Source organism: Pseudomonas sp. GD03842 (assembly GCF_029841165.1).
GTDB lineage: Bacteria > Pseudomonadota > Gammaproteobacteria > Pseudomonadales > Pseudomonadaceae > Aquipseudomonas.
Window position 1 is genome coordinate 81,176 of sequence record NZ_JAOCEA010000018.1, and the last position, 15,925, is coordinate 97,100.

Annotated in this window: 16 protein-coding genes; 7 read left to right on the forward strand and 9 right to left on the reverse strand. The window is 60.9% G+C overall.

Translation table 11 applies throughout. The features are described from left to right. Nucleotides 1-195 precede the first annotated feature (195 nt). The 5 genes from ppa to N5D61_RS22490 form a co-directional block, all read right to left on the reverse strand. A complete protein-coding gene (ppa, locus tag N5D61_RS22470; protein WP_108239543.1) occupies nt 196-723 on the reverse strand; it encodes an inorganic diphosphatase in 528 nt (175 codons plus the stop codon). A 101-nt stretch (nt 724-824) separates the two neighbouring features. After that, nucleotides 825-1,655 (reverse strand): zinc-dependent peptidase, encoded by an 831-nt coding sequence (locus tag N5D61_RS22475; RefSeq protein WP_279894264.1) that lies wholly within the window; start codon nt 1,653-1,655, stop codon nt 825-827. A 9-nt stretch (nt 1,656-1,664) separates the two neighbouring features. After that, nucleotides 1,665-2,312: a DedA family protein gene (locus tag N5D61_RS22480; protein ID WP_108239544.1), complete on the reverse strand. Its 648-nt coding sequence runs from the start codon at nt 2,310-2,312 to the stop codon at nt 1,665-1,667. A 253-nt stretch (nt 2,313-2,565) separates the two neighbouring features. After that, nucleotides 2,566-3,018, reverse strand: coding sequence for a GNAT family N-acetyltransferase (locus tag N5D61_RS22485; RefSeq protein WP_279894265.1), 453 nt, complete (start codon nt 3,016-3,018; stop codon nt 2,566-2,568). A 207-nt stretch (nt 3,019-3,225) separates the two neighbouring features. Continuing rightward, nucleotides 3,226-4,746 (reverse strand): aldehyde dehydrogenase family protein, encoded by a 1,521-nt coding sequence (locus N5D61_RS22490; RefSeq protein ID WP_108239546.1) that lies wholly within the window; start codon nt 4,744-4,746, stop codon nt 3,226-3,228. A gap of 285 nt (nt 4,747-5,031) precedes the next feature. On the opposite strand from N5D61_RS22490, the gene N5D61_RS22495 reads away from it, so the two are divergent. The 4 genes from N5D61_RS22495 to N5D61_RS22510 all read left to right on the forward strand — a co-directional run bounded on the left by N5D61_RS22495 (nt 5,032) and on the right by N5D61_RS22510 (nt 9,304). Beyond that, nucleotides 5,032-6,939 carry a sigma-54-dependent Fis family transcriptional regulator gene (locus N5D61_RS22495; protein WP_279894266.1) on the forward strand — a complete coding sequence of 636 codons (1,908 nt, stop codon included), beginning with the start codon at nt 5,032-5,034 and terminating at the stop codon, nt 6,937-6,939. 106 nt (nt 6,940-7,045) lie between these two features. Beyond that, nucleotides 7,046-8,395: a UDP-N-acetylmuramate:L-alanyl-gamma-D-glutamyl-meso-diaminopimelate ligase gene (mpl, locus tag N5D61_RS22500; RefSeq protein WP_108239548.1), complete on the forward strand. Its 1,350-nt coding sequence runs from the start codon at nt 7,046-7,048 to the stop codon at nt 8,393-8,395. Next, nucleotides 8,392-9,021: a flavin prenyltransferase UbiX gene (gene ubiX / locus N5D61_RS22505; protein ID WP_108239549.1), complete on the forward strand. Its 630-nt coding sequence runs from the start codon at nt 8,392-8,394 to the stop codon at nt 9,019-9,021. The genes mpl and ubiX overlap by 4 nt, the downstream gene beginning before the upstream one ends. Beyond that, nucleotides 9,014-9,304 (forward strand): YceK/YidQ family lipoprotein, encoded by a 291-nt coding sequence (locus N5D61_RS22510; RefSeq protein WP_108239550.1) that lies wholly within the window; start codon nt 9,014-9,016, stop codon nt 9,302-9,304. The genes ubiX and N5D61_RS22510 overlap by 8 nt, the downstream gene beginning before the upstream one ends. A gap of 80 nt (nt 9,305-9,384) precedes the next feature. Here N5D61_RS22510 and N5D61_RS22515 read toward each other — a convergent pair whose 3' ends face one another. From N5D61_RS22515 to N5D61_RS22525, 3 genes are all read right to left on the reverse strand, one after another. Next, the gene (locus tag N5D61_RS22515) at nt 9,385-10,026 is read right to left on the reverse strand and encodes an oxidoreductase (RefSeq protein WP_108239551.1); all 642 of its coding nucleotides are present in this window, start codon (nt 10,024-10,026) and stop codon (nt 9,385-9,387) included. Between the two features lie 205 nt (nt 10,027-10,231). Beyond that, nucleotides 10,232-11,947, reverse strand: coding sequence for a C13 family peptidase (locus N5D61_RS22520; protein WP_279894267.1), 1,716 nt, complete (start codon nt 11,945-11,947; stop codon nt 10,232-10,234). A gap of 138 nt (nt 11,948-12,085) precedes the next feature. Next, nucleotides 12,086-12,541: a MaoC family dehydratase gene (locus tag N5D61_RS22525; protein WP_108239553.1), complete on the reverse strand. Its 456-nt coding sequence runs from the start codon at nt 12,539-12,541 to the stop codon at nt 12,086-12,088. Nucleotides 12,542-12,861: 320 nt separating this feature from the next. Here N5D61_RS22525 and N5D61_RS22530 point away from each other — a divergent pair, with 320 nt between their 5' ends. Genes N5D61_RS22530 through N5D61_RS22540 form a run of 3 tightly spaced genes read left to right on the forward strand, consistent with a single transcriptional unit; the run spans nt 12,862 to nt 14,552 of the window. After that, the gene (locus tag N5D61_RS22530; protein WP_108239554.1) at nt 12,862-13,224 is read left to right on the forward strand and encodes a CidA/LrgA family protein; all 363 of its coding nucleotides are present in this window, start codon (nt 12,862-12,864) and stop codon (nt 13,222-13,224) included. Further along, nucleotides 13,221-13,937: an LrgB family protein gene (locus tag N5D61_RS22535; protein ID WP_108239555.1), complete on the forward strand. Its 717-nt coding sequence runs from the start codon at nt 13,221-13,223 to the stop codon at nt 13,935-13,937. Before N5D61_RS22530 ends, N5D61_RS22535 begins: the two co-directional genes overlap by 4 nt. Nucleotides 13,938-13,961: 24 nt before the next feature. Then, the gene (locus tag N5D61_RS22540) at nt 13,962-14,552 is read left to right on the forward strand and encodes an LON peptidase substrate-binding domain-containing protein (protein WP_108239556.1); all 591 of its coding nucleotides are present in this window, start codon (nt 13,962-13,964) and stop codon (nt 14,550-14,552) included. Between the two features lie 54 nt (nt 14,553-14,606). Here N5D61_RS22540 and N5D61_RS22545 read toward each other — a convergent pair whose 3' ends face one another. Beyond that, nucleotides 14,607-15,923, reverse strand: a complete 1,317-nt coding sequence (locus tag N5D61_RS22545) for a bifunctional DedA family/phosphatase PAP2 family protein (RefSeq protein WP_279894270.1) — start codon at nt 15,921-15,923, stop codon at nt 14,607-14,609. Nucleotides 15,924-15,925 lie beyond the last annotated feature (2 nt).

Here is a 15,925-nt window from a genome sequence, read left to right on the forward strand (position 1 = left end):
GGCCGAAGCCTGGAGTGGGGCAATAGTCTGTTGCAGGAAAGGCCAAAACGAACGATTGAAGTGAACGCTTTGTTTGAGAGGCGTCAATTTAAACGCGGCGAATAAATAAAAAAGTAGGTGGACGTGGCGGGGTGTAGCGGGGAGTTGAGCCGATGGCCTCCGAAGCGTCAGGCGCTTCGGAGACTTTGAACCGGATCAACCTTTGTAGGCGGCAACCGATTTGGTGATGGCTTCGCGAGCGGCGTCTGCGCCTCCCCAGCCTTCAATCTTGACCCACTTGCCTTTCTCGAGATCCTTGTAGTTCTCGAAGAAGTGTTGGATCTGCTTGATCAGCAGTTCAGGCAGGTCGGTGTATTCCTTCACGTCGACGTACAGTTGGGACAGCTTGTCGTGCGGAACGGCCAGGACCTTGGCATCGCCACCGCCGTCGTCGGTCATGTTCAGAATGCCGACCGGACGTGCGCGAATCACCGAACCTGGGGCCACTGGGTAAGGCGTCACGACCAGCACGTCGAGCGGGTCACCGTCGTCTGCCAGAGTATTCGGGATGTAACCGTAGTTGGCCGGGTAGAACATGGGCGTGGCCATGAAACGGTCAACGAACAGGCAGTCGCTGTCTTTATCGATTTCGTACTTGATCGGCGCGTGGTTGGCCGGGATTTCGATGGCGACGTAGATGTCGTTCGGCAGGTCTTTGCCAGCCGGAATCTTGCTGTAGCTCATTGGGCTTTGCCCCCTTGGTTGACCATTCGGAATTCGGCATGCAACGCCAAAAAGTGGGCCGGATTATAGGCACATTTGGGAAGCGTTACCATGTACCACGATCAGCTCTGGGCATCGTCGGGCGTCGAGTAGACCGGATCCTCGGCCTGAAGTGCCCTGAGCCGCGTCAGAGGGTCCTGCCGATAGAATGCCTTGAGTTGCGTATAGACTTGCGGATATGCCTCGGTCAGCACATCAGGTGCGCTGAAAAAGTACTCGCTGGTGACGGCAAAGAACTCGGCTGGGTTCTCCGCTGCGTAGGGATCGATCGCTGTCTCGGCATCCGGGTCGGCATCCAGTTGGCGATTGAGATCGTCGTAGGCGCCTTGCATCGCGCTGGCCCAGTCGGCAATGCGCATGTCGTTGTGCAACGGCGGCAGACCATTGGCTGCCCCGTTGAGCATGTCCAGTTTGTGGGCCAGTTCGTGAATGACCAGGTTATAGGCTTCCCAGCCACCGCTCGCCAGCACGCCGGGCCAGGCGAGGATGACCGGACCTTGCGACCAGGCTTCGCCGCTGTGTTCGCCGTCCCACTCGTGCTCGATGCCGCTGGCGTCGCGGTGCCGCTGCGGGCTGATGAAGTCATCCCCATAAAGGATGATTTCATGAAAGCCCTGGTACCAGTTGAGGTCGCCAAGGGCCAGCAGCGGCAACTGAGCCTGGGCGGCGAGGAACAGGCGGGCTTCATCATCGAGCTCGACACCTTCCAGCGCCGTGAGATGTTTGGCTTGGAGGAACAACACGCTGCTGTCCAGCAGATGGCGGTCCTGCTCGACGCTGAGTCCGTCGAGCATCGGCAAGCGCTCGCGCACGCGAGCCCACAGTGCGGGGTCGACCGGATGACGGGCCAGCGTGCGCCGCCTGAGCCAGCCGCGCACCGACCACCCTTTCAAGCCCATGACTCAGCGCGCAGGGGCGGAGCGGCCCATGCGGCTGCGGACCAGGCCGACGATCATTGGCAGCAACGACAGCAGAATGATTGCCAACACCAGCAGGGTGAGGTTTTTCTTGATGAAGGGGATGTTGCCAAAGAAGTAGCCGAGGGCGACCAGGCTGCCTACCCACAGGATCGAACCCAGCACGCTGAAGCCCAGGAAGCGCAGGTAAGGCATCTTGCCCAAACCGGCGACGAACGGGGCAAAGGTGCGAATGATCGGCAGGAAGCGCGCCAGTGTGACGGTCTTGCCACCGTGGCGGTCATAGAACTCGTGGGTTTTGGTCAGGTAGTCACGGCGGAAGATTTTCGAATCCGGGTTCTTGAACAGTTTGTCGCCGACCGTTCGGCCGATCACGTAGTTGGTGCTGTCGCCAATGATTGCGGCCGCCATCAGAAGGCAAGCCAGCAGCACTGGGTCCATTGCGCCGCCCGCGGCAACGGCGCCGGCGATGAACAGCAGTGAGTCGCCGGGCAGGAAGGGCGTCACCACCAGGCCGGTTTCGCAGAAGATCACCAGAAACAGAATCGCATAGACCCATGTGCCGTACTGGGTCACCAGCATGTCGAGGTAAACGTCGAGGTGGAGGATGAGGTCAAGCGGGTTGAAATCCATGTACGGCACCTGAGTGGAAGACCCGATGCGGGTCGCGTGCGGGGTCGGAGAGTACTGCTGATGTGGGCCGCATTATAGAGGTAAGAAGCGACCTGTCGCTGGACGCGGTTTCTGAAATGAAACATTTGGTATTGATGGAACGAAAATTTCCGTAGGAGCGCGCTTGCCCGCGACAGCACAGTGTCAAGCACTAACGATGCGTCTGACAGCCCCTTGTCGCGGGCAAGCGCGCTTCTACAAATCGAGGTGCGACTCAGTTAATCGGTAACGTGTAGTTCTTGAATTGAGTGTCCTCGCGAAACCCGATCGACTCGTAGACTTTCTGCGCGACTTCGTTGTTCGCGCTGGTCGATACGCGCATCCGCACGGCCTGCGTTTCGCGTGCCATCTTCTTGGCCGTTTGCATCAGGTGATCGGCGACCAACTGGCGACGGGCATCTTCGGTCACGTAGATGTCATTGAGGATCCAGACGCGTTTGAGCGAGAGCGAGGAGTAACTGGGATACAACTGACAGAACCCCAACAGCCTGCTGTCGTCATCGTCGGGAAAGGCGAGGTAGATGACAGACTCTTCACGCTTCAGGCGTTTTTCGAGGAAGTCCCGGGAGGAATCGGGGAAGGGCAGTTCGCCATAGAATTCGCGGTATTTGACGAACAGCGGGGTCAACAGGTCCAGGTGCTCCAGGGTGGCTTTGATGATCCGCATGGTTGGGCCTCAACTTCATTGTGCAATGCATGAACAGGGGAGGGCGCGACTGGCACGGGGACAGACCGTTTCGACTGTGCCTAAGCGGTTTAGAAAGCGCAATCCAAAAGCCGCGGTGATGGCGTCGATGTGCCTACCGCTCTTCAGCGTGCACAGTGATGAAAAACGGCCTCCGAAGAGGCCGTCCTTTGATGCATTGGCGCCGGATCAGAAGAAGCCCAGCGGATGGGTGTCGTAGCTCACCAGCAGGTTTTTGGTCTGTTGATAGTGTTCCAGGGCCACTTTGTGCGTTTCGCGACCCACGCCGGACTTTTTGTACCCCCCGAATGCCGCATGGGCCGGATACAGGTGGTAGCAGTTGGTCCAGACGCGTCCGGCCTTGATGGCACGCCCCACGCGGTAGGCGCGGTTGATGTCGCGGGTCCATACGCCGGCGCCGAGGCCGAACTCTGTGTCGTTGGCGATGGCGATGGCCTCGGCCTCATCCTTGAAGGTGGTGACGCTGACCACCGGGCCGAAGATTTCCTCCTGGAAGACGCGCATTTTGTTGTTGCCTTTGAGCAACGTCGGTTGGATGTAGTAACCGGTCGCCAGGTCGCCCTGCAGTTTTTCCACCTTGCCGCCGGTCAACAGCTCAGCCCCTTCGCCCTGCGCGATGTCCAGGTACGAGAGGATCTTGTCGAACTGCTGCTGCGAGGCTTGTGCGCCCACCATGGTGTCGGTATCCAGCGGGTCGCCGCGCTTGATCTTCAGCACCTTCTGCATCACCGCTTCCATGAATTGCGGATAGATCGATTCCTGCACCAGGCAGCGGGAAGGGCAGGTGCAGACTTCGCCCTGGTTGAAGAACGCCAGCACGACGCCTTCTGCGGCTTTCTCGATGAATTCCGGCTCGGCGCTCATCACGTCTTCGAAATAAATGTTCGGCGACTTGCCGCCCAGCTCGACCGTGGACGGAATGATGCTGTCCGCGGCCAGTTTCATGATGTGCGACCCTACCGGCGTGGAGCCGGTAAAGGCGATTTTGGCGATGCGCTTGCTACTGGCCAGGGCCTCACCGGCTTCACGGCCATAGCCTTGCACCACATTGAGCACGCCCTTGGGCAGCAGGTCGCCGATCAGCTCCATGAGTACACTGATGCCCAGCGGGGTTTGCTCGGCGGGTTTAAGCACGATGCAGTTACCGGCGGCGAGGGCGGGTGCGAGTTTCCAGGCGGCCATCAACAGTGGGAAGTTCCACGGGATGATCTGGCCGACCACGCCCAGCGGTTCGTGAATGTGGTACGCCACCGTGTTGCCGTCGATTTCGGCGGCGCTGCCTTCCTGAGCACGGAGTGCGCCGGCGAAATAGCGGAAATGATCCACTGCCAGCGGTATGTCGGCGTTGAGGGTTTCACGAACGGCCTTACCGTTGTCCCAGGTTTCGGTCACGGCCAGCAGTTCGAGATTCTGCTCGATGCGGTCGGCGATCTTCAGCAAAACCAGCGAGCGCTCCTGAACGGATGTCTTGCCCCACGCGTCGGCGGCCGCATGGGCGGCGTCGAGCGCCTTATCGATGTCTTCGGCGGTGGAGCGAGGAAATTCTGCGATCAATTTGCCGGTGATCGGCGAGGTGTTTTCAAAATACTGGCCTTTGACCGGAGGCACGAACTCGCCGCCGATGTAGTTACCGTATTTGGCCTTGAAGGTCACGATCGAGCCTTCAGTACCGGGGTGTGCATAACGCATGGTGAATATCTCCTTGCTCTTGTGATTGTGCGGGGATAACGCGCTGCTGCGCTTGATCAAAGCGTAGAGCAAAGGGCGGGCCACTGCCGTACGGTGGCTGTTTTACAGGGGGTTCATCCAGATTTCAGACGTCCGGCAGGGGCATGTGTCCCAACCCTGGCACAGGGATGCGTGACACTTTGTATCGAATCTGGGACAGCGATCTGGATTGAGTCTTTGGGAGCATTGCAATGACCCAAGGTGAGGAGGATGCTGATTGGCAATGCAGCGGGGGAAGAATAAAAAGTGCCCAGCAACCACCTGACTCGACATGCCCAACAGGTCCTGACCGTCACTCAAGGCAAGGCCAATCATCGTTATGGACCTGGCGCCGATCCTTCCATCGCCCGGTCGTGGACGCGCTGCCTTGAGGATTATCATCTCGATCCCGCCCAACCCATGGCCCCTACTGTGCTGGAACATGCTCGGGTGTTGGAAAGCCGCCAGCGACTGCGGCAGGTACTGAGCATCGCGGGAAGCGAAATGAACAGCCTGCATCGCCAGCTCTCAGGCGGCCACGCCGTGCTGCTGACAGACGACCGTGGCGTGATCCTCAACTGCGTCACCGAGCCTGGCGAGCGGCGAATCTTCGAACGGGCGGGCCTCTGGCTCGGCGCGGACTGGAGCGAGTCGCGCGAGGGCACTAACGGCATCGGCACCTGCCTGGTGGAGCGCCAGTCCGTGACGATCCATCGCGACGAACATTTTCGAGGCCGACACACCGGGCTGACCTGCTCCGCCAGCCCGGTGTTCGATCCACATGGCGAGCTGTTGGCAGTCCTCGATGTGTCCTCGGCGCGCCATGACGTGTCTCGCCAGAGCCAGTTTCACACCATGGCGCTGGTCAACCTCTCGGCCAAAATGATTGAAAACAGCTACTTCCTGCGTCATTTCGAGGACCAATGGTTGCTGCGTTTTCACCTCCAAGCGGGCTCGGTCGGGTTGTTCAGCGAGGGCTTGCTGGCCTTCGATGGCGACGGGCGGGTGATGGCGCTGAACCAGAGCGCGTTGAACCTGTTGAGCGTAGGGCCCGTGGAGCTGGTGGGGCAGCCTGTCGAAGCGCTGTTCGAATGCTCGCTAGATGAATTGTTGAGTCGAGCGTCTCCAACTGCTGCCGCTGGCTGGCCCTTGCGTACGCGCGACGGCCGAGGATTTTTCGCGGTGCTGCGTGGCCAAACGCGATCTGTACTGAAGGTCATGCCGCCGAAGAGTGTGGGGCGGTGTGGCGAGCCGCCGACGCCGAGCAGCGTGTGTCTGGAGGATCCTGTGCTTCGCAGCGCCTTGCGTCGGGCATTGAAAGTGTTCGAGCGCGACATCCCTCTGCTGATCAACGGCGAGACAGGGTCGGGCAAAGAGGCATTCGCCAAGGCTGTGCATCAAGCCAGTCAACGTGCGGGCAAGCCCTTCGTGGCGCTCAATTGTGCGGCGATTCCCGAAAGTCTGATCGAGAGCGAACTGTTCGGCTACCGGGGCGGCAGCTTTACCGGTGCCCGCAAAGAGGGCATGAGCGGTAAGTTGCAGCAGGCCGATGGCGGCACGTTGTTTCTGGATGAAATCGGCGACATGCCGGTGGCCTTGCAAACCCGGCTGCTACGGGTGTTGGAGGACCGGCTGGTGGTGCCCATCGGCGGCGAACCTCAGCCCATCGACGTGCGCATCATCAGCGCCACTCACCGGAATCTGTTGGAAAGGGTAGAAGGCGGCACGTTCCGTGAAGACCTCTTCTACCGCCTCAGCGGGCTGGAAGTCGCGCTGCCGTCGCTGCGTGAGCGCAGTGACAAGTCGCAATTGCTGGATTTTTTGCTGAAAGAAGAATCAGGTGGTCATCCGGTGACGATCGATCCCGAAGCCAGGCAGGCGCTGCTGGATTTCAGTTGGCCGGGCAACGTGCGGCAAATGCGCAATGTCCTGCGAACACTGGCCGCGCTGTGCGAGGACGAACGAATCGAGCTGTCCGATTTGCCGTCTGCCGTTCTTCAACGGTCGCCGCCGCGCCCCACCGAAGCCGATTCTCCGTTGGAGTGCGCCGAGCGTGCGGCATTGATCAGGGCCCTCGAAGCACGGCGCTGGCACATGACTCACGCGGCTGAGGCGCTGGGGGTCAGCCGCAATACGCTCTATCGCAAGCTGCGCAAGCATGGGATTTCACGTTAGCCGCGCCTGACGCCGGGCGAAGACGTCTGCCGTGTGGAGCGGCAATTGAACTGTGCGAACCGACTCTCTCTAAGCTAACCTGCGCGAATGTTTTAAGAGGTCGGTCATGCACATTCATATTCTGGGTATCTGCGGCACATTCATGGGCTCGTTGGCGGTTCTCGCCAAGGACCTGGGCCATAAAGTCACCGGCTCCGACGCCAACGTCTACCCCCCGATGAGCACGCAGCTCGAGGCGCAGGGCATTGAGCTGATGCAGGGGTATGACCCTGCCCACCTGGACCCGGCTCCGGATCTGGTGGTCGTCGGTAACGCCATGTCGCGAGGCAACCCGGCAGTCGAATACGTGCTGAACAAGGGGTTGCCCTACGTATCCGGCCCGCAATGGCTGGCTGACCATGTGCTGCGCGGGCGCTGGGTACTGGCGGTGGCCGGCACCCATGGCAAGACCACCACCAGCAGCATGCTCGCCTGGGTGCTGGAACATGCCGGGATGGCTCCGGGGTTTTTGATCGGGGGCGTGCCGCAGAACTTCTCCGTCTCTGCACGTCTGGGCGACACGCCGTTTTTCGTGGTCGAGGCCGACGAGTACGACAGCGCCTTCTTCGACAAACGCTCGAAATTCGTCCATTACGGCCCGCGCACCGCGATCCTCAATAACCTGGAATTCGACCACGCGGACATTTTTCCTGATCTGCCGGCCATCGAGCGGCAGTTCCACCACCTCGTGCGTACGATCCCGAGCGAAGGCCTGGTCATTCACCCGACCACCGAGCCCGCCCTGGAGCGGGTGATCGCCATGGGTTGCTGGACCCCGGTGCAGACCACCGGCCAGGGTGGGCAATGGCAGGCGAAGTTGCTGAGCGAAGACGGCTCCAGGTTCGAAGTCTGGTTCGAAGGTGTGGCGCAAGGTGTGGTCGACTGGGGCATGACCGGTCAGCACAACGTGGCCAACGCGTTGGCCACACTGGCAGCCGCTCGCCACGTGGGTGTGGTGCCGCAGCAGGGTGTACAAGCCCTCAGCGCGTTCAAGAGCGTGAAGCGGCGCATGGAGAAAGTCGCTGAAGTGCGCGGCATCACCCTGTATGACGACTTTGCCCATCACCCGACCGCCATCGCCACCACGCTGGACGGCTTGCGCAAGAAAGTCGGTGATGCGCCGATCATCGCCATCGTCGAGCCACGCTCCAATTCCATGAAGCTGGGCGCGCACCGAGACGGCTTGCCGGAAAGCGTCGATCAGGCAGATCAGGTGGTCTGGTACGCTCCGGCGAATCTGGGTTGGGACCTGGCGGCCACGGCGGCCTTGTGCAAAACGCCTTCTGTGGTCTGCGACTCGCTGGACGCCATCATCGAGCAGGTCAAACGCCAGGCACAGCCCGGCACGCATATCGTGATCATGAGCAACGGTGGCTTTGGCGGATTGCACGGGAAGCTGGCCGGGGCGCTGAAATGAGCGGCCCGGAACGCATCACCCTGGCCATGACCGGCGCGTCCGGCGCGCAATACGGCCTGCGCTTGCTGGACTGTCTGGTGCGCGAGGACCGCGAGGTGCATTTTCTGATTTCCAAGGCCGCGCAACTGGTGATGGCGACGGAAACCGACGTGACGCTGCCTCCCAAGCCGCAGATGATGCAGGCTTTTCTGACGGAGTACACCGGCGCAGCCGATGGGCAAATCAGGGTATATGGCAAAGAGGACTGGATGTCGCCTGTCGCCTCTGGCTCGGGTTCCCCGGCGGCGATGGTCGTCGTGCCGTGTTCGACGGGCACGTTGTCAGCCATCGCCACTGGCGCCTGCAACAACCTGATCGAGCGAGCTGCAGACGTCACGCTCAAAGAGCGCCGGCAGTTGATCCTGGTGCCTCGCGAGGCACCGTTCTCCAGCATTCACCTGGAGAACATGCTGAAGCTGTCAAATCTGGGTGCAGTGATTCTTCCAGCGGCGCCCGGCTTCTACCATCAGCCGCAGACCATCGACGATCTGGTGGATTTCGTCGTGGCGCGGATCCTCAATCTGCTGAACATTCCTCAAGACATGCTCCCGCGGTGGGGCGAACACCATTACGGCGCCGATGAATAAGAAACTCTTTGTCCTCACCCTCGGCTTGCTGTTGGCGACGGGCTGTTCGACCGTTCGGACCCTCGACGCCAATCAACCGGGCGCGCCGGTGATCTATTCCGGAACGCGGTTGGATCTTTATGCGATTCGAGGGGGTTGTTGCGAGAAGGATCGCTTCGGCGCCGAAGCGCCGAAATACCCTTTGCTGGATCTGCCGGGCAGTGCGTTGCTCGATACGGTGCTGTTGCCGTTATCGGTGCTGACGGCATTGGGTGTGGGGTATCAGGCGACGGGTGGGATCTAGCGTCCCAGGCCAACGCAGCACTTGGGCGGGGTATTCGCGGGCGGCTACCCCTGCATGATGCCTGGGCGCATCGGATCGGCTCATTTGCCCAACCGCCGCAGCTCATCCGACTCGACGATCCTCACCCCGTCCTGCTCCTCCAGCGCAAGGCGCCACAGGGCGCGAGCCAACTGACAGGCCTCGATGCCACCGTATTTGCCCGGGATCAGCTTGGCGATCGGCGCCGCGATCTGCTCGACCAGTCGTTGGTCCTGCCGTTCGCCGATCAGCAGCGAAGGGCGCGCGATGGTCAACTGAGGCCAGTCCTGGTCCCTGAGCGCCTGCTCCATTTCGCCTTTGACACGGCTGTAGAAAATGCTCGATTCAGGGTCGGCGTTGACCGCGCTGACCACCAGAAGATGCCTTGCACCCAACTCGCGAGCGCGTTTGCCAAAGGCCACCACCATGTCTTTGTCGACAGCACGGAAGGCGTCCTGCGAGCCTGCCTGCTTGATCGTGCTGCCTAGGCAGCAAAAGGCGATATCCACGCGCCCACCCAGTTCCGCCAGCAGGGATGTGAAATCACCCACGGGGTTTTCCAGATGAGGATGGTCAGCCAGAGGACGACGGCTGGGAGCCAAGACCCGGCTGACGGTCGGTTCATTGAGCAGGCGGTCGAGCAGATGCTCCCCGGTCAACCCCGTCGCCCCGGCCAGCAGAATGTGTTGCGGCGTCAAGTACATGTTTTCCACCCCCCTGATACAACACAGGCTACGACACAAGCATAGGCGCTCTAACGCAACAGACTGCCGGGTAGCGCAGCGGGTTTCACAAATCTTCGCAAATCTTCATGGCGGTGCACCGTTACGCTTTGGCTTTACGCCCCCGCAGGCTTCGCACTGCCGAGCGTGCGTTGCACCCACGTGCTGCTGAACGCGTGCCGTGCCGCTAGGGATGGTGCAGGTTCTTATCGATAGCCACGGTATTCAACGCCCGCTCCGCCTGACTCTTGCGCAACTTCTGCCAGTGCGCGAGCACGCCTTTGGGGGCCCAGATTTGCGGCTCTGACGCTTCGAAGTTTTCCTCGATCTCGCGTTTTGCCACGATGACTCTTGCGTCATTGAACGCCTGTTGCAGGTCGTCGGTCTCGACCAGCGCCTTGCCGAACAAGGCCTCGCCGAAGTAGGTGAAATCCGCTTCTTCCGAGCACCCGAAGGACACCCGATCCTGTCGCGACGCCGTGATGACCAGGGTTTTCTCGTCCTTGAGTGCCGGGATGAAGCCCCCGGAATAACAGGCGGAAATCACCACGATCTTGTCGCGATTCTTGAGCGGGGCCAGCACGGCAGCCATTTCGTCCGCAGGCAGATCCGAAAGCTCAAGGCGGGGTTGATCCAGTACCAACTCATGGTCATGGGTGCCGTGGCTAGTGAGGTAGATGAAAACCAGGTCTTCGGGGCCGCTGCGCTGAGCGAGGGTCTGCACCGCGCGTTTGATGTTTTCTCGGGTCGCCAGCGGCCGGTCGGCCATGTGGTCGCGGTGGTTGACCAAGGTGATCTGCCCCATTGCACCAAAGCGGGTGGCCAGCATTGTGTTGACGTAGTCAGCTTCACGCAGGAATACGCTCTGTTTGCCGTCGCCACCCACGACTAGGCTGTACAGTTCGGTGGCCGGTGTGGATGCCGGAACCGCGGCCAGCGCCTTTTCCATCAGCGCGCCCTGTGCGAGCAAACCGACCTCCAGAGGGTCGGGCAACAACCGGCCCGATGCATCACGCACCCGTTGGCCATTGGACCAAGTGCCGCTCTGCACGCTGCCGTCGGCTGTGGTGAGTACCCCCGCGCCGTCATAATTGTCATTCTCGAATCGGCCGACGTACAGGCTGCCATCCGGCAGCTTGAGGCGACCTTCGCCCGAGAAACGCCAATTGCGGAACTGCCCTTGGTACTGGGTCCCGTCCGTGCCGATCAGCTCGCCTCTGCCCGTGAATGCGCCTTCCTTGAACTCGCCGGACCACACGTCGCCGTCGGCATTTTCGTAGCGCCCATGGCCGCTCAACTGGTTATCGTGAAAGCCTCCGACGTATTGATCGCCATCGGCGCTGTTGAAATTGCCGGTGCCTTGTAACTGGCCATCGACGAACTTGCCACTGAATTGATTGCCCGCTGCGTCGCTGCGCTGGCCCTCGCCATTGGGTTTGCCGTGAGCGAATTGACCTTGGTATTCGCTACCGTCCTCCAATTCCAAGTGGCCCAGGCCGTCGTAAAGGTCCGCCTTGAATTCACCCCGGTAGCTCATGCCATGCTCTTTAAGGGTGCCTTCGCCATCGCGCCGTCCCAGCTTGTAGCCGCCGACGTAGGTCCCGGTGCTGGTGGTCAGCGTGCCCTGGCCGTGAAAAAGACCGTCCTGAAAGCCGCCCTTATAGACGTCGCCGTTGCTGGCGTGCCATTCGCCCTGGCCATTCCATTGCCCGTTCTTGAACGTGCCGGCGTACCAACTGCCATTGGGGTAGTCGATACGGCCTTGGCCTTGCAAAACCCCATTGACCACGTCGCCACGGTAGCGACCGCCGTCGGGCAGGCGTGCGTCTGGGGGCAGCAGTGATTCGCCGTCACCGCAGGCGGTCAGCAGGAGGGTCAGGGCCAGAGGAGCAAGCGCACGCATGATAAATCCCGAAGATGAGGGGTTCGGCGTGCTTGGGGCGCGTTGGGTCATGCGTCACTTACACAGCCGCAGCGAGTATGCCGCAGGCGGGAAGCGTCATGAAACAGTCAGTTACGACTGTTTCATGTTCGACAGCGCTTACACGAAGCAGAGAGAGAGGGGTTCAGCGATGAACGCCGGCTTGTCCTGCCCGTCGATTTCAAGCGTCGCAGTGGCTTTGAGCAACCATTGCCCTGGTTTCTTTTCGGTCACTTCGGCCAGGGTGACTTTTAGACGAACGCGGGAATCCACCTTCACCGGCTGAATGAAACGCACACTGTCCAGGCCGTAGTTGACCACCATCTTCATGCCTTCGGGCATCACCAGCAGCGACTCCATCAACTTCGGCATCAAAGACAGCGAGAGAAACCCGTGGGCGATGGTCGAGCCGAATGGCGTCTGCGCTGCTTTGACGGGGTCGACGTGAATGAACTGGAAGTCGCCGGTGGCCTCGGCGAACAGATTGATGCGGGCCTGGTCGATCAGCAGCCAGTCGGAACATCCCAGTTCCTTGCCTTCATAGCGCTTGAGTTCTGCAACAGGTACGTAGGGCATGGGTACTCTCCTTGTGGATCGGTATTGTTTTCAGCTTTGTGCGGCAGTAGGCGCTTTTATTGCTTCACTCAATTCATGGGGCTACCTCGCTCACCACTGTAGGAGCGCGCTTGCCCGCGATAGGGATGCATCAGGCAACGAATGCGATACAGACAAATCGCCATCGCGGGCAAGCGCGCTCCTACAGCCTGGGCGTGCCTGGATTTGAAGGTCACCACGCCATCGAGCGTTGGTCAAGAATCCCAAACCTCACGAATACCAAACCATAGTCCAGTGCGTGGCGTGCTTATAATGGCGCCGCAAATTGGCTGGAGTTGTTTATGTTGCTCAGAGGCCTGACATGGCTGGTGCTGTTCCAGTTGCTGGGAACCGCTTTGAATCATTTGTGCTTGCCCATCTTGCCCGGCCCGATCATCGGTCTGGTCCTATTGCTCATCTACCTGATGATCCGAGGGGAGGTGAGTGAACCGGTCAGCCTGGCGGCGAGCAGCCTGCTGCGTTATCTGCCCTTGTTGTTGGTGCCGCCCGCCGTGGGTGTGATGGTGTATGCCGGCCAGATCGCCGATGACTTCTGGGCCATAGTGGGCTCGCTGGTCTTGTCATTGATGATCGCACTCACCTTTGCAGGCTGGTTGATGCAGAAACTCATCGATCGGCAGGCCAAGCGCCGGGAGCCATCATGACCCTGGACTGGCAAGGCGCATGGCTGTCGGTGATCCATCACCCACTCTTCGGTATCGCTGTCACGTTGGGCGCCTATCAACTGGTGTTGGCAGCGTATGAGAAAACGCGTTGGGTGTTCCTGCAACCGGTGCTGGTCTCGATGCTGGTGGTGGTCGGCGTGCTGGTGATGTGCGGCCTGGATTACGCCGAGTACCGCAAGAACACCGATATCCTCAGTATTCTGCTGGGCCCCGCCACGGTGGCGCTGGCGGTGCCGCTTTATCTGAATCTGCGTCGAATCCGGCAGTTGTTCTGGCCCGTGTTGACTACGCTGATGGTGGGCGGCGTCGTGGCCACGGGGTTATGCCTGGCGCTGGGCGAGTGGCTGGGGGCCAATCATATGATCCTCATGACCATGGCACCGAAGTCCGTGACTTCGCCCATTGCGATGTTGGTCGCTGAGCAGATTGGTGGCGTGGCCGCCCTGGCGGCTGTCTTCGTGTTGATCACCGGGGTGATCGGCGGCATATTCGGTCCCGGCCTGCTGACACTGGCGGGCGTCCACAGCCCAGAGGCCCGAGGGATGGCGCTGGGGTTGACCGCTCACGCAGTGGGGACTTCTGCGGCGCTGCAAGAAGGTGAAGAGTGTGGCGCCTTTGCGGCGCTGGCCATGAGTTTGATGGGAGTCGCCACAGCATTGTTTCTACCATTGGCGATCTCGCTGGTCGCTTGACGATGGGTGCTTGAGGATAGGTTTATGTCGTTGCCTTTGTTTCCGCTCAACGCTGTGCTGTTCCCGGGATGCGTACTCGATCTGCAGATATTCGAGGCGCGGTACCTGGACATGATTGGCCGATGCATGAAGCAGGGAGAGGGCTTCGGCGTGGTGTGCATCACCGAAGGCAGCGAGGTGGGGAATGTCCCCGAGGGCTTTTCTCAGATTGGCTGCGAAGCGGTGGTCACTGACTTTCAGCAACAGGACAACGGTCTGCTGGGGATTCGCGTGGTGGGCGGTCGGCGTTTCCGGGTGAGCGCTGCCCAGGTGCAGAAGGACAACCTGCTCGTCGCTGACGTGGAATGGCTGGAAGCACCCCAGGAAAGTCCCCTTCAAGAAGAAGACGAGGACCTCGTCGCCTTGCTTGCCGCGCTCGCCGAGCACCCGATGGTGGCTGCTTTGGAGATGGGCCTGACGGCGGAAGGGCAGCAATCGCTCTCCAACCAGTTGGCCTACCTGCTGCCCTTCGCCGAAGAAGACAAGATCGAACTGCTGGAAATTGACGACGCCGAGGAGCGGCTCGACGCCATTCAGGATTTGCTCGATGAAATGCAGGGGGATATGCAGCCATAGGGCACCGCGCCTTCGATAGGTTTGCGTTGATACGCCCTATGAAGTGGCCTCTCGTCAGTATTCGTAGCGAACCAGCCCATGGGTCAGCGAATGCACGGCTACTCCGATCACCACGGCGAGTACCGCCGGCAGCAGCAACCACCACACCCGCATCGGCAAGGCCGGCAGCGACTGCTTGTTTTGCATGCAGGCCAGGCTGGTGGCGCAGCAGAAAAACGCCAGCAGCATCCCTGCCAGTACGTCGGTAGGCCAATGCACGCCCAGGTAAACCCGGGACACGCAGATCGACGCAGCAGGAATGGCGCCCAGCAATAGCCAGGTCAGTCGCAGGCGCACTGGCTGCCCACGGCCCGCCAGCACCGCCAGGGTCATGAACAGCGCGAATGACGCGGAGGCATGTCCACTGGGCATGCTGAAGGTGGTCAGGGGTTCGTTCAGTACCTCCGGGCGGGCGCGGGCGAAGGTGTGCTTCATGGTCTGGTTGAGGATCGCGGCGCCCAGTGTCGTCGCGCAGGCGAAGATCGCGTGCCGCCATTGGCGAGTCAGCACCAGTACCAGCAGGACCACGGCAGCAGCGAAGAACTGCGTCTTGAAGTCACCAAGCCCAGTGACCAGCACCACGAAGGTTTGTGCGGTTTCGCTGCGGTGCTCCTGGACGAGGGTCATGATGCCTTGATCGAGATGGGCCAGATACGGCCAGCCCAGAAAGACCGCAACGAGCAGGATCAGGCAGGTCAGCGCAATGGCTTTGGTGGCATAGGCCTTGCCCCGAACGCTGGTCTGGACCGCCACGCCCAGGAGAATCGCCAGCCCGGCACCGACGACCGCGGCTTCCGGCCAGAAACCCTCCGGCAGCGGCAAGCGGATGGCCGCGCCGGTCGCCCAGCCTGGCAGGATGTAGGCCACCGACCAGCCTGCCGCGGCGACCACGCTGACCAAGGCGAAACGCACAAACGGCATGTCGAACATCCCGGCCACCATCGGCAGCATCGGGCGCAACGGACCGATGAAGCGGCCGACCAAGAGGCTGGCAATGCCGTAGCGCTGGAAATAGGTCTCGGCACCGGCCATCCATTCCGGATGACTGCGCAACCCGGGCAGGCGACGAATATTCTGGTGAAAGCGGCGACCGAGGAAATAGGAGACGAAATCGCCCAGCAGGCCACCGAGCAACCCCAGCAACAGCGCTTCGCTCAGCGGCAGAATCCCGCTGCCGGCCAGTGTCGCGATGGCGAACAGCGCAACGGTCCCAGGGACAATGATCCCGGCGATGGCCATGCACTCGAGGAATGAAACCAGAAAGATCGCGGCGCCCAACCAAGACGGGTTGGCGCCAAGCCACGCGGTAACGCTGTCGAGCCATGAGCCCATGG